This is a genomic window from Nocardia sp., assembly GCF_025465275.1.
GTDB lineage: Bacteria > Actinomycetota > Actinomycetes > Mycobacteriales > Mycobacteriaceae > Nocardia.
The window spans coordinates 22359-37090 of sequence record NZ_JAODNK010000070.1 but is presented as its reverse complement, the minus strand read 5'-3'; the positions used below and the strand labels follow the sequence as shown (position 1 = coordinate 37090).

General features: G+C 65.3%; 18 protein-coding genes. 10 read left to right on the top strand and 8 right to left on the bottom strand.

The window, feature by feature from the left end:
* The first annotated feature begins 10 nt into the window (after positions 1–10).
* Entirely contained in the window at positions 11–733 is a 723-nt protein-coding gene (locus JWN03_RS15560; protein WP_297615045.1) for a TetR/AcrR family transcriptional regulator, read from the top strand.
* A 57-nt stretch (positions 734–790) separates the two neighbouring features.
* Here the strand turns inward: JWN03_RS15560 and JWN03_RS15555 are convergent, their stop codons facing one another.
* The 5 genes from JWN03_RS15555 to JWN03_RS15535 form a co-directional block, all read right to left on the bottom strand.
* The gene (locus tag JWN03_RS15555) at positions 791–2230 is read right to left on the bottom strand and encodes a cytochrome P450 (RefSeq protein ID WP_297615043.1); all 1440 of its coding nucleotides are present in this window, start codon (positions 2228–2230) and stop codon (positions 791–793) included.
* Entirely contained in the window at positions 2227–3084 is an 858-nt protein-coding gene (locus JWN03_RS15550; RefSeq protein WP_297615041.1) for a hypothetical protein, read from the bottom strand. The genes JWN03_RS15555 and JWN03_RS15550 overlap by 4 nt, the downstream gene beginning before the upstream one ends.
* 59 nt (positions 3085–3143) lie before the next feature.
* Positions 3144–3374, bottom strand: coding sequence for a ferredoxin (locus JWN03_RS15545; protein WP_297615039.1), 231 nt, complete (start codon positions 3372–3374; stop codon positions 3144–3146).
* A 56-nt stretch (positions 3375–3430) separates the two neighbouring features.
* Complete coding sequence (locus JWN03_RS15540; protein ID WP_297615038.1) at positions 3431–3625, bottom strand: hypothetical protein; 195 nt, start codon at positions 3623–3625, stop codon at positions 3431–3433.
* Positions 3626–3722: 97 nt separating this feature from the next.
* Positions 3723–5090 carry an ABC1 kinase family protein gene (locus tag JWN03_RS15535; protein WP_297615036.1) on the bottom strand — a complete coding sequence of 456 codons (1368 nt, stop codon included), beginning with the start codon at positions 5088–5090 and terminating at the stop codon, positions 3723–3725.
* A gap of 110 nt (positions 5091–5200) precedes the next feature.
* On the opposite strand from JWN03_RS15535, the gene JWN03_RS15530 reads away from it, so the two are divergent.
* The gene (locus JWN03_RS15530; RefSeq protein ID WP_297615034.1) at positions 5201–5827 is read left to right on the top strand and encodes a TetR/AcrR family transcriptional regulator; all 627 of its coding nucleotides are present in this window, start codon (positions 5201–5203) and stop codon (positions 5825–5827) included.
* A gap of 37 nt (positions 5828–5864) precedes the next feature.
* Here JWN03_RS15530 and JWN03_RS15525 read toward each other — a convergent pair whose 3' ends face one another.
* Positions 5865–6347 carry a TetR/AcrR family transcriptional regulator gene (locus JWN03_RS15525; protein WP_297615032.1) on the bottom strand — a complete coding sequence of 161 codons (483 nt, stop codon included), beginning with the start codon at positions 6345–6347 and terminating at the stop codon, positions 5865–5867.
* A gap of 61 nt (positions 6348–6408) precedes the next feature.
* Complete coding sequence (locus JWN03_RS15520; RefSeq protein WP_297615030.1) at positions 6409–7284, bottom strand: oxygenase MpaB family protein; 876 nt, start codon at positions 7282–7284, stop codon at positions 6409–6411.
* A gap of 207 nt (positions 7285–7491) precedes the next feature.
* On the opposite strand from JWN03_RS15520, the gene JWN03_RS15515 reads away from it, so the two are divergent.
* Genes JWN03_RS15515 through JWN03_RS15505 form a run of 3 tightly spaced genes read left to right on the top strand, consistent with a single transcriptional unit; the run spans position 7492 to position 8953 of the window.
* Positions 7492–7893 (top strand): hypothetical protein, encoded by a 402-nt coding sequence (locus JWN03_RS15515; RefSeq protein WP_297615028.1) that lies wholly within the window; start codon positions 7492–7494, stop codon positions 7891–7893.
* Between the two features lie 14 nt (positions 7894–7907).
* A complete protein-coding gene (locus JWN03_RS15510) occupies positions 7908–8237 on the top strand; it encodes an ArsR/SmtB family transcription factor (RefSeq protein ID WP_297615026.1) in 330 nt (109 codons plus the stop codon).
* Entirely contained in the window at positions 8237–8953 is a 717-nt protein-coding gene (locus tag JWN03_RS15505) for a cation transporter (protein WP_297615024.1), read from the top strand. Before JWN03_RS15510 ends, JWN03_RS15505 begins: the two co-directional genes overlap by 1 nt.
* 148 nt (positions 8954–9101) lie before the next feature.
* Here JWN03_RS15505 and JWN03_RS15500 read toward each other — a convergent pair whose 3' ends face one another.
* The gene (locus tag JWN03_RS15500) at positions 9102–9872 is read right to left on the bottom strand and encodes a hypothetical protein (protein WP_297615022.1); all 771 of its coding nucleotides are present in this window, start codon (positions 9870–9872) and stop codon (positions 9102–9104) included.
* A gap of 520 nt (positions 9873–10392) precedes the next feature.
* On the opposite strand from JWN03_RS15500, the gene JWN03_RS15495 reads away from it, so the two are divergent.
* Genes JWN03_RS15495 through JWN03_RS15475 form a run of 5 tightly spaced genes read left to right on the top strand, consistent with a single transcriptional unit; the run spans position 10393 to position 14456 of the window.
* Positions 10393–11331 (top strand): metal ABC transporter solute-binding protein, Zn/Mn family, encoded by a 939-nt coding sequence (locus JWN03_RS15495; RefSeq protein WP_297615020.1) that lies wholly within the window; start codon positions 10393–10395, stop codon positions 11329–11331.
* Positions 11332–11358: 27 nt separating this feature from the next.
* Positions 11359–12240, top strand: coding sequence for a metal ABC transporter ATP-binding protein (locus JWN03_RS15490; RefSeq protein WP_297615018.1), 882 nt, complete (start codon positions 11359–11361; stop codon positions 12238–12240).
* Entirely contained in the window at positions 12237–13145 is a 909-nt protein-coding gene (locus tag JWN03_RS15485; RefSeq protein WP_297615016.1) for a metal ABC transporter permease, read from the top strand. Before JWN03_RS15490 ends, JWN03_RS15485 begins: the two co-directional genes overlap by 4 nt.
* Positions 13142–14011, top strand: coding sequence for a metal ABC transporter permease (locus JWN03_RS15480; protein ID WP_297615014.1), 870 nt, complete (start codon positions 13142–13144; stop codon positions 14009–14011). Before JWN03_RS15485 ends, JWN03_RS15480 begins: the two co-directional genes overlap by 4 nt.
* Positions 13983–14456, top strand: coding sequence for a Fur family transcriptional regulator (locus JWN03_RS15475; protein WP_297615012.1), 474 nt, complete (start codon positions 13983–13985; stop codon positions 14454–14456). The genes JWN03_RS15480 and JWN03_RS15475 overlap by 29 nt, the downstream gene beginning before the upstream one ends.
* Positions 14457–14732 lie beyond the last annotated feature (276 nt).

The following is a 14732-nucleotide window of genomic DNA, read 5'->3' as shown; positions in this document are numbered from 1 at the left end:
AATCGACCCCATGACATCGCAACCGACCCGCGCCGCCCGGCGGCCCCATCGGTTCGCGGGTATGAGCAAAGAGGACCGCGTGCAGGCCCGCCGCGAGGCGTTCCTGCAGGCGGGGATCTCGGTCATCGGCGAGTCCGGGATCGCGGAGACCAAGGTCCGGGACGTCTGCCGCAAGGCGGAGCTGACCGAGCGCTACTTCTACGAGAGTTTCGAAAACCTCGACACCTTCGCCAAGGCGGTCGTCGAATCGGTCGCCATGCAGGTCGCGGGGCGGCTGTTCCTGAAGGCGGTCGGCATCGACGAGGGCCAGGCCCGATTGCGGGCGGTGGCAAAGGAACTCGTGACGATCATGGATGAGGACCCCCGGGTGGGGCGCATCCTGTTCATCGAGCCCGAACGGGCCGGCGGCGCCCTGGCCAAGGTGCGGCAGCAGATGCTCTACGGGACCACCTGGTTGATGACCATGTGGCTGGAGAATCCCGAATCCAACAATATGGTCGTCGCGGCGCTGCCGATGATGACGCAGTTCATGAACGGCGGCTCCGAGGCCGTGGACCCGGTCATGGGCGATATCACCACTATCGCGATGGCCGGCGCCGCCGCCGAGGTGCTCATGGCGTGGGTCGACGATCGGCTCGATATGTCCGCCGAGGAGTTGGTCGACTATCTGGTGAGCTTTATCGACGAAGCCGTTGTCTGGCGGCGGAAGGTCACCGGTTCGGATCCGTCCTGAGCGCGAGAAACACGGTGGGGCCGATCGTGAAAAGCGATCGGCCCCACTGGTTTCGGATCAGGCGGGGTGCGGCACCGGCACGCGCTCCAGGGTGACCGGCAGGCCGCCCTCGATGGTGGTGGAGAAGGTGGAGGCGTGCTTCGGTTTCCACCCGGGCGCGGTCTTCATCCGATAGCGCTGGAAGAACAGCGTGAGAATGAATTGCGCGTTCATGTATCCGAGCTGGGAACCGATGCAGCGATGTGGTCCGGTCCCGAACGGGATGAAGGCATTGACCGGGCGTGCGGCCACCACCGCGCGATCGGTGAACCGTGACGGATCGAACCTGTCCGGCTCGGGCCACCAGCGCTCATCACGATGCAGGGCGTAGACCGAGACGCCGATGATGGTGCCGCGCGCGATGAAATGCCCGTCGATGACATCGTCGTGCAGGGCGATGCGCGGATGGAACGGATGTCCCTGCATGCGCTGGCCCTCGTCGAAGCAGGCCTTGACCCACTCCAGCCGCTTCAGGTCGGCGTATTCGGGCCGCTCACCGTGCAGCTCATCGACTTCCGCGATGAGCTGCTCCCGTGCTTCGGCATCGTCGGCGAGCAGCGCCAGGGTCCACGACACCGAGGCCACCACGGTCTCGTAGCCGCCTGCGATCAGAATGGCGAGCTCGGCTATCAGATCTTTGCGGCTGATCGGTGTGCCGTCCTCATTGCGTGCGTCCAGCAGCACCTGCAGCATGTCGACCTTGTCGACCGGTTGGGTCAGGCGGCGTTCGATCTGATCCTCGATCCAGCGGGAGATGCGCCACCAGGCGGCGGGCAGGGTGTCCCGGCCGGGGAAGGGCACCATTTTCGGTATGGGACTGAGGAATACGGCCGCGGCGAAGGAGCTCAGCAGCAGGCGCAGATCGTGGTCGAGCTGCTCGATCTCCGCGTCCGAGGGCGTGATCCCGAACATGGCGCGCATGAATGCGGGCATGGTCAGCCAGGCGATCTCGTGCTGCAGATCGACCGTCTCGCCGGAATCGGCCCACTCGCCCCACTTGTCGATGCGGGTGGCGAATTCGTCCACGATCTCATCGGCCAGCTCGTTGAGTGAGCTGTGCTTGAACATGGGCGTGATGAGTTTGCGCCGCTGCCGCAGCGGATCGCCCTCCAGCAGCGGAATGGTCCGGCCCAGGATCCTGTGCGCGGCAGGCGCGTAATGCCCGATCATCGTGTACTTCTCGACGTCGCTCATGATGTAGCGGACGAGGTCGGGAGTATTGACGACGACCATATCCAGCACCGGTGTCGGCAGCCGGAAGATGTCGCCGTATTCGGCGGCGCAACCGCGCAGATATTCGAACGGATCGCGTGTGAACTCGCGCAGCACGCCGGTCACTGGCCGGCCGACCGGTCCCGGCGGCAACAGGAGATTGCGGCGCTTGGCGACGATCGACTTGCGTACCGCGCGTGCGGGATTGCGCGTCAGTGCGTACCTGTCTCGCTGCGGAGTGTTCATGCGGCTGCCTCGGTCGTCTGAACGGGCTGGGCGACAGTGTGTTTCGCCGTATCTCCGGACTGTGCGGCTGCACGCAGCCGGGTGACGGTAGGTGCGTATCCGGCGAAGATGACGGCCCCCAGATTCAACGCCGTCGACACGATCGCCAGCGTCCACGAGACAGCCGAGGAAGCGTTGTTGTGTATGGCGTAGTAGCTCGGCAGTGTGCACAGCAGTGTGTAGGCGAGGTACACCGCGGGAGCGATGAACGGCACCACCACAATTCGCCGCCGGCCGTGCAGATGCGGCAGCATGGCCGCCATCGCCCAGCCGATGAGGACGAACATGCCGCCGTTCTGCACCAGGCTCGGCATCGGAATGCCGAGCACCAGAGCGTTATTGCTGTAGTACAGCATCACGCCGTAGTGGCAGCTGATCATCTCGCCGATGCATTCGGCGACGGAGATGAAAGCGGCCCAGGCGAACAGCACCTTGGCGGACCGGCCCTGCTTGATGATCAGGTACGCGATGATCGTCGCGGGTGCGATGCCGCCGGAGTAGGTCAGCACCACATGCCAGGGGATCGGCCGGTCCACGATGGTCACGACGGGATCAAAGACATTGGTGAGATACGTTGTCGCACCGATGAAATCGAGCCACGGCTCCACATAGAACGAGAACACCACCACCGCGCCCGCCGTGACCAGCCAGAACAGCACCGAGGTCTCCCGGTCCTTGGCGATGACCAGTCCGGCCGCGAAGATCAGCGCACCGACCACCGAGGCAATGGCCACCCCGAGCAGCAGCCAGGCTGCCACCGTCCCCGCCTCAGTGATCGGTGGCGACCCCCAGCTGCTTGCCAGCACTTGCACCATTGCGATGTCCTTCCGGGTACTTCTGAAGATTTACAACGAAAGTTGTCTATTACCGCGACCTAGTGAGGTGAATGCACCGCGATCGCCGCCGCCGGGCAACCCAGCTCGGCGGAGTGCACGGCCTCGGCGAACCGGTCCGGTACGGCTACCGGACCGGTCGTGCCGCGGGCGTGATCACGCAGCTCAACCACGTCATCAGGAAGCTCGAAAACTTCCGGTGCCATCCTCGTGCAGAACCCGGACCCCAGACACAGCTCCTGGTCGACCTCGACAACGATGTCCTCGGCCATCTCGCGCTCCTCCGCATGCCACCATCGCCGAAACGCGATAATGACATCAGATATTGTCAATTGTGGAGCGAAAGGTCAACCATGGGTTTCGCGGCGTTCTTCAGAGGATGCTGATCGCGGCGGCAGGACACTCCCACACTGCGGTTTCCACCAGGCCAGCCCTGCTCGTCGACCCGCTCCCAGAACTGCGGCAGCAGTGCTCGGTATTGCTCGTGCTCGGGCGAGGGGCCGAGGTTGTGCAGCGTCTTCATGTTGACCCTTCCTGTGGCAGTGATACAAAAATATGTCGTTGTAACACTGTGTCAAGAAGGCAGAATTCGAAGACCGTTCAAGGTCGGTCCCGGAGGGTTAGCGGCGGAGCTCCCATTCGCGCTGTGCGCGGCCGAGTTCAGTCACCGGCGGGGCATCGAAGATCCACTCGCGGGCGATCGTGTACAGGTTCATCCGCGGTTCCAATTGGGCGAGAATGGCCAGCAGCTGCACTTCGGCGCGGCCGCGCAGGACGTGATCGGCCGGAAGATTGAAGGGGCGCACCGAAACCCCGGTCGAATCGCCGGAGCGGCTCAGCAGGGCCACCAGATCCTTCACGTTCTCCTGGCTGATATCCGCCTCGCGGTCGCAGAGATACCAGCCGAACACGCGCAGGAAGGTTTCGTAGGCGGCCTGCTCGGACATCTTCGAACTGCGCGCGAAGCCCCGCGATTCCATCAGCTCCAGCACGAGCGCGGCATCGCCGTCGATTCCGGCGCGCAGGACCGCCAATTCGGCCTCGGCCGTGCGGGCGTCGATCGTCTTGCACAGGCCGAAATCCAGGAAGCCGACCGCGCCGTCGTCGAGCAGCAGCAGATTGCCCGGATGCGGATCGCCGCTGTAGTGGCGCAGGCGATACGGGGTGCCTGCGTAGAAGCGGAACACGATCTCCGCCACTCGATTACGTTCGGCCTGCGGGCCGGTGTAGATATCGCGCAGCGGCCGGCCGTCGAGCCACTCGGTGACCAGAACCCTTCTGCCCGACATTGATTCGATGACATCGGGGATTCGGATGAAGGGATGGCCGCGGTGGGCTCCCGCCAGCAGTCCGGTGTGGCGCGCCTCGATCCGGTAGTCCAGTTCCTCGTGCATCCGCTCCGCGAACTCGTCGGCCAGCGCTGCGGTGTCCAGGGCCGGATGGACGAATCGGTAGACGGTCAGCAGGGTGCGCAGATTCTTCAGATCGGCCAGGACAGCGGCTTCGATACCGGGATACTGGATCTTGACCGCCACCTGGCGGCCGTCGGTGAGCCGCGCCCGATACACCTGGCCGATCGAGGCCGCGGCCACCGGCTCGGGTTCGAATTCGGCGAAGACCTCATCCAGCGGGCCGCCCAATTCGCCTTCGAGATGGCCGCGCATCTCGGTCCACGGCACCCGGGGCGCATTGTCCTGCAGGGTCGCCAGCGCGGTCTGGAACACCGAGCGATTCTCTGGGCCCACAATACCGATATCCACCAGCGAGAGGATTTGGCCGAGCTTCATCGCCACCCCGCGCATGGTGCCCAGCGTGGCGACCAGCTGTTGCGTCAAGAGGGTGCGGCGAGCCCGTGCGGCGGCCTCGGCGCGGGCATCGGAGCGGACGAGATCGCCGGTCTTCTGCGCGGCGAGCCGGGCGGCCTGTGTGCCCGCAAGGCCGCCCAGCTGTGCGGCGCGCCCCGCGCGTGACTGAGCCATCCTCGCCATGGCCCGAGGGTACTCGGAGACCCTTCCGGTGCAGGCGTTGAGACAAACATTTCTAAGTGTCCGCCGATAGCGGTGCCCGTTGGGGGCCTGTCGGACGTTATTCTCGCTGCATGACGCACGCAGGCATCGATATCGAGCAGCTGTTCGGGGCGGGGCTCGCCACCGATGCCGAACACGGCCGACTGCTCGATGCCGCCCGCGCCGAATTCATCGAACACGGTTTCCGGCGCACCTCCGTCGGCGATATCGCCCGGCGCGCTGCGGTGTCCCGGCCGACCGTTTACCGGCGGCTGGGCGATAAGGACGAAATCGTGCGTCAGGTCGTGGTGCGCGAGGTGGTGTCGTTCTTCGTCGCCATCAGTGGCCGGGTCCTCACCAGGACCGACCCGGCGGACCGTGCCGCCGAAGCCTTTGTCCTGGGGGTGCGCGAATGCCGTAGGCATCCGCTGGTGATCGCGCTGCAGCAGTACGAACCCGAAACGCTCACTTCGTTTTTCACCGACAGTACGGCGCAGATGGAGCCGATCCGCGCCGCGATCGCCATGACCATCGCGGGTGACTCGCTACCGCTCGACGGCGCGTTGCGCGCCGCGGAAATGCTGGTGCGAGTCACCGCATCCCTGCTGATGGTCCCGACCGATGCGCTTCCCATCGACACCGACGAGCACGCCCGCTGGTTCGCGCGAACCTACTTCCCGGCAATCATCGAGGTGTCGGCCGGTCCCGGACCGGAGTAGGCGAAAACCGCTCGGGGCAGGCATCTGCGACGGTCGGTCATTCCTGAACGAAGTTGCGTACCAGGCGCGTGAGGTCGGCAACGAAGTGGGCGCGGACCATCGCGGGCCGATCGAGTATGTAGCGGATCGTCAGATGCTGAACGGTGCGGGCCACCTCGGATATCTGTTGTTCGAAGGCGAAGACGGTACCGGAAGCGCTGAGGCGCGGGGTTTGCTCCATCACCGCGCGCAGCAGCTCGGGCCGGTCGGCGAGTGCGTCGAGCTGCACCGAAATCATTGCGGGGACGGCGATTTCGAGCGGTTGGGTGAGATTGTCGAAGACATACCTTCGCAGAGTGGTGACGACCTCGTCGTTGTAGCGGTCGACGACTGCGGTGACGATGGCGTCCTTGTTCGGGAAGTGCCGGTACAGCGAGCCCGGGCTGATGCCGGCGGTGTGGGCGATCCGGTTGGTCGAGGCGGCCTCGTAACCGTGTGTGATGAGCACGGTCTCACCTGCATCGATGATCTGGCTCACCATGGTTCGAGACCGTGCCTGCCGGGGCGCGGTGTGACGTTGGGTCGGCATGCGATTGCCGGGTTCAGGCGGCGGGAGCCTCGGCGCCGCGTCCGGAGACGACGAGTTCGCGGGCCGCGGCAAGGCCGAGGCGCCCATCACGGCGGTAGGCGGCGCGGGCGCGGGGCATGATGCGCAGGGGATAGGGCGCCGCGGGCCAGGTGTAGGCGACGGTGGTACGGAACGCGTCGAACGCGATCTGATTCGCCCGGGTCCACGGAATATCGAACATCTCACGGACGACCGGCGGCAGGGCCCCGGCGCCTACCCGCAACCATGCCTGGCTCCCGGCCGGTCCTGCCATGCGCCACAACCAGTTCGGGACCCATGGCTGCGGCATACTGCCGGGGGACCGGAAGAAATCGACAAGTCCACGCGCGGACGGGGTTGGCTCGAGCACTTTGTGCAGCATGTGGTCCCAGTACTCGCGGAACTCCGGGTACGTCGCGGGAACGACCCGGGCGGACATGCCGTACATCTGCCACCACTGCACGCCCTCGCGATAGATCGCGGCCTTCTCTTCGTTGCTGTAGGACCGAGTGAAGTACAGATCACTGGTCCGGAAGGCAGCGTCGATGAAGGTCGCGTGCGCCCAGAAGTAGGTTTCCGGATCAAGTGCGTGGTAGCGGGTGCCATCGGCCATGTCGCCCTTGATATCTCGATGGAAGTCCCGGACCCGATGTGCCGTTTCCGCAGCTGACCTACCGTCGAAGATAGTGGCCTGAATCTGTGGTACCGATCGGAACAACCGCTGTAGCGGCTCGTCGGAAAACGCGGAGTGCTGCTCGACGCCGCGACCGAGCGGGGGGTACATCAGTTGCAGCAGCCCTTCGACGGGCGCAACCAGGTAACCGCGCCGATCGCCATAAGACTCGTATAACAATGATCCTGGGCCGAACATGAGGACTCCTGTGGTGCGCATGGGCATTCGAGGTGAGCGTTGGTATTTCAGGTGCGGATCGGTCACGGCTGAATGCGGCGACCGCGACCTTTCTTCAATGAAATGACATCACATATTGTCAATAAATGCGAGGCTCGGACTGCGTCTCGCTCGATGACCCATCGCGGGAGTGACCAGCGTTACAGCGGGGGGCGTGAAGGGCAACGATTGAGCCCCGTTGCGCAGGGCGGCCCGTGGGTTGCGGTCCGGCCGAAGGATGACGTCACGCAGTTGGCGGTGCGAGTGTCGTTCGCGCACAGCTCTTTACTGATCAGCGAAACGATGGACGTCGAGGCCGCCGAACATGCGGTGCAGCTGATCCTTCGCATCACGACGACACTGCTGCTCGCGCCCACCGAGGCACTGCCAGTCGACACCCGGCGAGCGAGCCCGCGCCTTCGCGCCGACCTAAATCGCCCCACCCGAAATCGACTAATCGCGTCCTGGGACGAGCCCGCCACCGGCCACCGATGGGTGGCCGGTTCCATCAGCGCGGTCCGGGGGTCATGGCAGGTCGAACTTCCTAATCAGGTCCCGAATGGTTCATCGCTTTCTGAATACAGATTCTAATGTATCGTGAGTGCGTGGATACCCTGCTGCACCGTGATGCGCTGGCCCGCTTCGGGCACGCGCTCTCCGATCCGACCCGTACCCAAATCCTGCTGAGTCTTCGGCAGGCACCGAGCTATCCTTCCGATCTCGCCGACCTGATCGGCGTTTCGCGCCAGATCCTGTCCAATCACCTTGCATGCCTGCGTGGTTGCGGCCTCGTGGTGGCGGTGCCGGAGGGGCGCCGGTCCCGCTACGAACTCGCGGACGCGCGGATCGGGACAGCGCTCGATGATCTGACGGGGTTGGTGCTGGCCGTCGATCCGGCGTACTGCGCCGATTCGCAGACCGAGGGGTGCTGCTGATGTCGCAGACGTTGGGCATCCCACCGCTTCCCGCGGCAACCGCCCTGGCCAGGCCCGGACCACAGCGGCAGGCGCTGTTGGCTCGCCGCATCCGCTGGTTCGTCGCGGCGACGATCTCCTACAACGTGATCGAGGCGATCATCGCGCTGAGCGAGGGCACGCGCGTGTCCTCGACCGCGCTGATCGGGTTCGGCTTGGACTCGGTCATCGAGGTGTCCTCCGCTGCGGCGATCGCGTGGCAGTTCGCCGCGCGAGACCCCGAAAAGCGGGAAAGGGTTGCCCTGCGGGTCATTTCGTTCTCGTTCTTCGCGCTGGCTGCCTACGTCAGCGTCGACTCGCTGCGCGGACTACTCGGTGTGGGTGAGGCCCGACACTCCATGATCGGCATCATGCTCGCGGCAGTGAGCCTGGCCGTGATGCCGGTGCTCTCGTGGGCGCAGCGCCGCGCCGGGCGCGAACTCGGATCAGCCTCTGCGGTAGCCGATTCCAAGCAAACCCTGCTGTGTACCTACCTCTCGGCGGTACTGCTGATCGGGTTGCTCCTCAACAGCCTGTTCGGCTGGTCGTGGGCGGACCCGATCGCGGCTCTGGTCATCGCGGTCATCGCCATCAGGGAAGGCATCAACGCCTGGCGTGGCGACACCTGCTGCCCGTCACCGGGCGCTCTCCCTGCCGCTAGGCAACCCGCTGACCACGATTGCTCGTGCTGCAACTGAAGAATCGAAGAGCAGCGGGCGATCCTCGATTCTCCACCACCTGGCATCGGCACCCTCGACCACCTACTTGCTGAAATCGTTTGTGCGGGACCGGAATGCCGACAGCCGGCGGTGGCCTATCGAGGACTCCGCCAGCTATGCGGATTACTCAGGCAGCAGGGGGCGCAGCCGCGTCCGCCGGGGCCGGAGCGGCAGCCGGGGCAGGCGGGGTGGCCAGGTCGTTGAAGAACTGGAACAGGGCTACGGCCGCGACGGGTCCGCCGATGAAGATGGTGCCGGCCACCAGGCCGATGGCGGCGGCGGCCGCGCCGGTGACCAGGCAGCCGCCGATGGCGCCCGGAATGGTCAGGGTGCCGATGGTCGCGGCGGTAGCGCCCGCGCCGAGGATGGCACCGCCCGCGATGCAACCGATACCCGCGCCGATCACGGTGCCGATGAGGCTACCGATCGCCACACCAACCGAGACCTCGTTGGCGAGGTTGCTGATGGCCTGGTTGAAGTTGGCGTTGGCGGTGGCGTCGACCTGCTTGATAACCGGGGCACCGGGCGTGATCGGCTGCGCGGCAGCCGGATCGGTGTTCGGGGTCAGAGTGGCGGTATCGCCGTCAATCCGAGCCGCGATCGGGAAGGACTTCCCGTTCGCCTGGTAGCTCAGCGGGAGGGTAGCGACCGCCGCGCCGGAGTTGTCGACGATCTGGACCTGGTTGTCCTTGACGGCCAGCGAACCCGCATCGGTGGCAATGACGACCGAATGGTCGACAATGTTCGCCTTGTAATGGATCCCGGGCGCGATGTCGGTGGAGACGGAGCTGTTGCTCAACGAATCCGGTTGCGCGGAAGCAACATTCGCGGTGACAGAGGTGATCGACAGAGCAGCGATAGCGATGGTGGCGGTCGCGGCGATATTACGGAACTTCATCAGGATTCTTTCTTCGTGGAATTCGGAATTGCGATGCGGGCAGGGGGAACAGCGCAGCCGTACCGGGGTCACTGAAACCGGAGATCAAAGGGCTATCCGGGCGAATTACACAGTCGCGCAACATGATACGAGAGCCGTTCGGGCATGCATCAGTGCGAGCCGCGACAGACTTGATATACGCGCGGAACGGCTCAGCGAGGGGTTGTCGACGCTGCTTGATGAACATGGTTGTCAATGCCGGTAATCATGAGGGGGGGTTGCGTGAATGTCAATGCGCAACCAGAAACAGTGACGTGCACCCCACTGAAGCCTCCACGGGACTGGAGGGTCGAACCAGAAGCAATCGTGGGAGATCAAGCGCAGCAATAGGATTGGCTCGATTGCGGCCGTTCTTCATGGACATCCACTCACTGCCATGCGCCTCCGGATGGACACGTCAAGCTCGCTTGGACGATCGGCGATCCGGCTGCTACCTTGATGATAATGATTTCCAGTTTCAAGATCTGATGAGGGATGCAAGATGGCTCGACCGGGCAACAGCAAACGCGTGATGGCAGCGGCAATGGGGGCGGTCGCGGTTACCGCGGTCGTGGCGGGGTGTAGTTCGTCGAATACTTCGTCCGATACGGGCGGCAGTAGCGGGAAACTCGAAGTGGTGGCGACGATCAACGCCTGGGGCAGCATCGCGGCCCAGCTCGGCGGCGACAAGGTGCACGAAACCAGCATCATCACCAACCCGGACACCGATCCGCACGCCTACGAACCGACACCGGCGGATGCGCGCACGATCGCGGGCGCGAAAGTGGTGATCGCCAACGGAATCGGCTACGACGCCTGGTCGGACAAGCTGCTGGCGGCCAATCCGGGCAACGATCGTACCGAGCTCAATGTCGGCAAGCAGCTCGGTGTTGCCGACGACGGCAACCCACACCAGTGGTACTCGCCCGATTCGGTCACCAAAGTGGTGGACGCGATCACCGCCGACTACAAGAAGGCCGACCCGTCCGATGCCGCCTACTTCGATACGCAGAAGACCCAGTTCCTGGATGTGACGCTGTCGAAGTACAAGAGCCTCGTCACCGCTATCAAAACCAAGTACGCGGGCACCCCGGTCGGCGCGAGCGAGTCGATCTTCTCGCCGCTCTCGGAGGCACTGGGCCTCAACCTGATCACCCCGCCGGAGTTCCTGAAGGCGATCAGCGAGGGCACCGACCCGGCCCCGGCCGACAAGGCCACCATCGATGCGCAGATCGCCGCCAAGGCACTGAAGGTGTACGTCTACAACAGCCAGAACAGCACCCCGGACGTGCAGGCGCAGGTGGACGCGGCGAAGAAGCAGGGCATCGCGGTGTCGACGGTCACCGAAACCCTTGCGCCGGAGAATGCGTCGTTCCAGGATTGGCAATCGAGCCAGCTGACGGCGTTGCAGGACGCGCTGCACCAGGCGACCGGCAAGTAGATGACCAGCACGAAGGCGAGGACCGCGATGACCGAGATCGCGGTCCCGCCGCCGGATTCCGTCCCCGCTCCCGTGGTCCGCATGAGGGGGTCCGCGGCGGCGGTGGGTGGCAGAACCATTTGGTCGGACGTGTCCCTGGAGGTCGCAACCGGGCAGTTCATTGCCGTGCTCGGCCCGAACGGTGCGGGCAAATCCACGCTGATAAAGACGATTCTCGGTCTGACGCCGACCGTGGCGGGCACCGTCGAGGTACTCGGTGGCCCCGTAGGCCGGCGCAATTCAGGCATCGGCTATCTGCCGCAGCGGCGCGCCTTCGATACGAGCCTACGCATCCGCGGCATCGATATCGTGCGCCTGGGCCTGGACGGGGCGCGGTGGGGAACACCAATTCCCTGGCTCTCGAAACTTGTTACCCCCGAACGATATCGGGCACGCCAGCAGCGTCTGCGAGAAGTGATCGACCTCGTCGGGGCGAGTGCGTACGCGCACCGCCCGATCGGGCAGTGCTCCGGCGGTGAACAGCAACGGTTGCTCATCGCACAGGCGCTGATCCGGCGCCCTCGACTGCTGCTGCTCGATGAACCGCTCGACAGCCTGGATGTGCCCAGCCAAGCCGGTATCAGTGCGCTGATCCGCGACATCTGCCGACAGGAGCAGGTCGCGGTCGTCATGGTCGCCCACGACGTGAACCCGATCCTGCCCTACCTCGATCGCCTCGTATACGTCGCGCGCGGACAGGCTCTGACCGGCACACCCGCGGAAGTGATCACCGGGGAGAAACTTTCGGCGCTCTACGGCATCCCGATCGAGGTGCTGCGCGACAGCACCGGGCGGTTGTTCGTGGTCGGGCAGCCCGACGTGCCACCCGGGCACACCGCCACCGCTTCGATAGCCAGGCCCGAGCGATGAACCCGGTCGCCACCTGGAACCTGGTGCAGGATCTGCGGCAGCTGCTGTCCTACCCGTTCATGGTCAATGCGCTGCGCGCGGGAACCATCGTCGCGGTGGCGGCCGGTGCGATCGGCTGGATGATGGTGCTGCGGCGGGAAAGCTTCGCCGGGCACACCCTGGCCGTGGTCGGGTTCCCCGGCGCGGCCGCTGCCACCTGGCTCGGAATCGGCGCAGGGTACGGGTATTTCGCCGCCTGCATCGTGACCGCGCTCGTGATCGCGGCACTTCCCCAGGCAGCCCGCTCGCGCGGCACCGGCGAGCAGTCCGCCGTCATCGGCACCGTGCAGGCATACGCGCTGGCCGCGGGAATGCTGTTCGTCAGCCTCTACAAGGGGTTCCTCTCCGGTCTGACCAATCTGCTGTTCGGCACCATCGCCGGCATCACCTCTCAGCAGGTCACTGTGCTGCTGATCGCGGCCGTGCCGTGCCTGCTGGTGCTGGCCTTGCTCGGGCGGCCGCTGCTGTGGGCTTCGCTGGACCCGGAAACCGCTGCAGCCCAGGGAGTTCCGGTGCGACTGGTCGCAGCAGCGTTCATGCTACTGCTCGGTGTCGCGGCGGCGGGTACCAGTCAGGTCACCGGCAGCCTGCTGGTCTTCGCGCTGCTGGTGTCACCGGCGGCCGCCGCGCACCGACTCACCAGCCATCCCGGGCTCGGCGTCGCGGTGTCGGTCGCGATCGCCGTCGTAGTGACCTGGTTGGGCATGGGATTCGCGTACTTCTCCCCGTATCCGATCGGATTCTGGGTCAGCACTTTCGCTTTCACGTGCTACCTGGCGAGCGCGGGCCTCAGGACGTGGCTCGATCGGCGCGGACACCTGCACCCAGGCCGGACCCACCACGCGGTGGCGGAGGTGGCCGCGTGAACGCCGTGTCGACCATGCTCGCGCATCCCTTCATCGACCATGCGCTGCTCGCCGGAACAGCGGTAGCGATCCTGTGCGGACTGGCCGGTTATTTCGTCGTGCAACGTGGCGAGGTCTTCGCCGGTGACGCACTGGGCCACGTGGCCTATACCGGTGCCATGGCGGCGCTGGCCGCCGGAATCAACCCGCGTGCAGGGCTTTTCGTAGCAACAGTGGCAGTTGGGGTGGCACTCGGTGTCGGTGGTGTGCGCGGTGGCGCCGACGAGGTTGTGATCGGCTCGTTCTTCTCCTGGGTACTGGGGCTGGGCGTGCTGTTCCTGGCCTACTACACCACCCACCGCAGCGGCGGAAACGGCAGCGCGAACGTGAATGTGCTGTTCGGCAGCATCTTCGGGATCAGCGCTTCCGCCGCCGTGACGGCCACCTTGATCGCGGTCGGTGCCACCGCGGTGCTCTTGGCGATCTCGCGTCCGTTGCTGTTCGCCACCGTCGATCCCGGCGTTGCGCTCGCTGCGGGTGTCCCGGTCCGCCTTCTCGGCGCGGTCTTCCTGGGAATCGTGGGCGCGACGGTGGCCGAGGCCACCCAATTGGTCGGCGCTGTCGTCGTTCTCGGGCTACTCGCCGCCCCGGCCGCCACCGCGGCGCGGCTCACGAACCGGCCGTGGCAAGCGTTCTGGCTCTCCGCGCTGCTGGCCGTGGGCGCCGTGTGGGCGGGAATCGCCCTGTCCTACCGCTTCGCCGCCGCGCCCGCCAGTTTCACCATCATGTCCGTCGCCACCACCTGCTATCTCATCGCCGTCCTCTTCGACCATCTCCGCCGATATCAAGCCCGAACCCATGCCCGCACCAGATCATCGATCGCCTGAACCCACCGCCGGGCGTCGCGGGAGCCGCCGCATCACACCGCAGCAACGCGCGCTGCTGGAGGTGATGCGGCGCGATGACCGTTTCCGCAGCGCCCAGCAGCTTCACGCCGACTTGCGCGCGACCCCCACGCTGAGCGCCGGACTGACCAGCGTCTACCGCATCCTTCGCATACTCACAGACCAGCAAGTCGTAGAGGTTCAGCGCGCCGAGGACGGCGAGTTCCTGTACCGCCTCCGCGACAACGACCGCCACCATCACCACTTACTGTGCCGAATCTGTGGGCGTGCCGAAGAATTCACCCTCGACGACCTCGAACACCACACCGACCGCATCGCCGGTCAGCACCGCTACGCCGACGTCACCCACCACATCGACCTTTACGGCACCTGCCCCGAATGCCTTGGCGGGCAGAACGATCAGGAACCCGAGAAATATGTCGAGTGATGCTGAAAACCTGTGTGCCGCAGACAATCTCACGCGCAGGTTCGCCCGCTCACCGCTCGAGCGCTGACTGGCCCCGATGATGGACGGCACGTGGGTTGAGGGCGCCGATCCGCAGCGTCGTTTGGGACTTTGGACGTTGTGGGCCGCAACATCTGGGTGCCGACTTGCATGGTGCAGAGAATCCGCTCGGCCTGGGCTGTAGCCGCATCTGTCTGCCTGGGTGTGTTATCTACCTGGCGGTTTAGGCGGTGTGCACGCCGACGGGGCTGGGGCGGG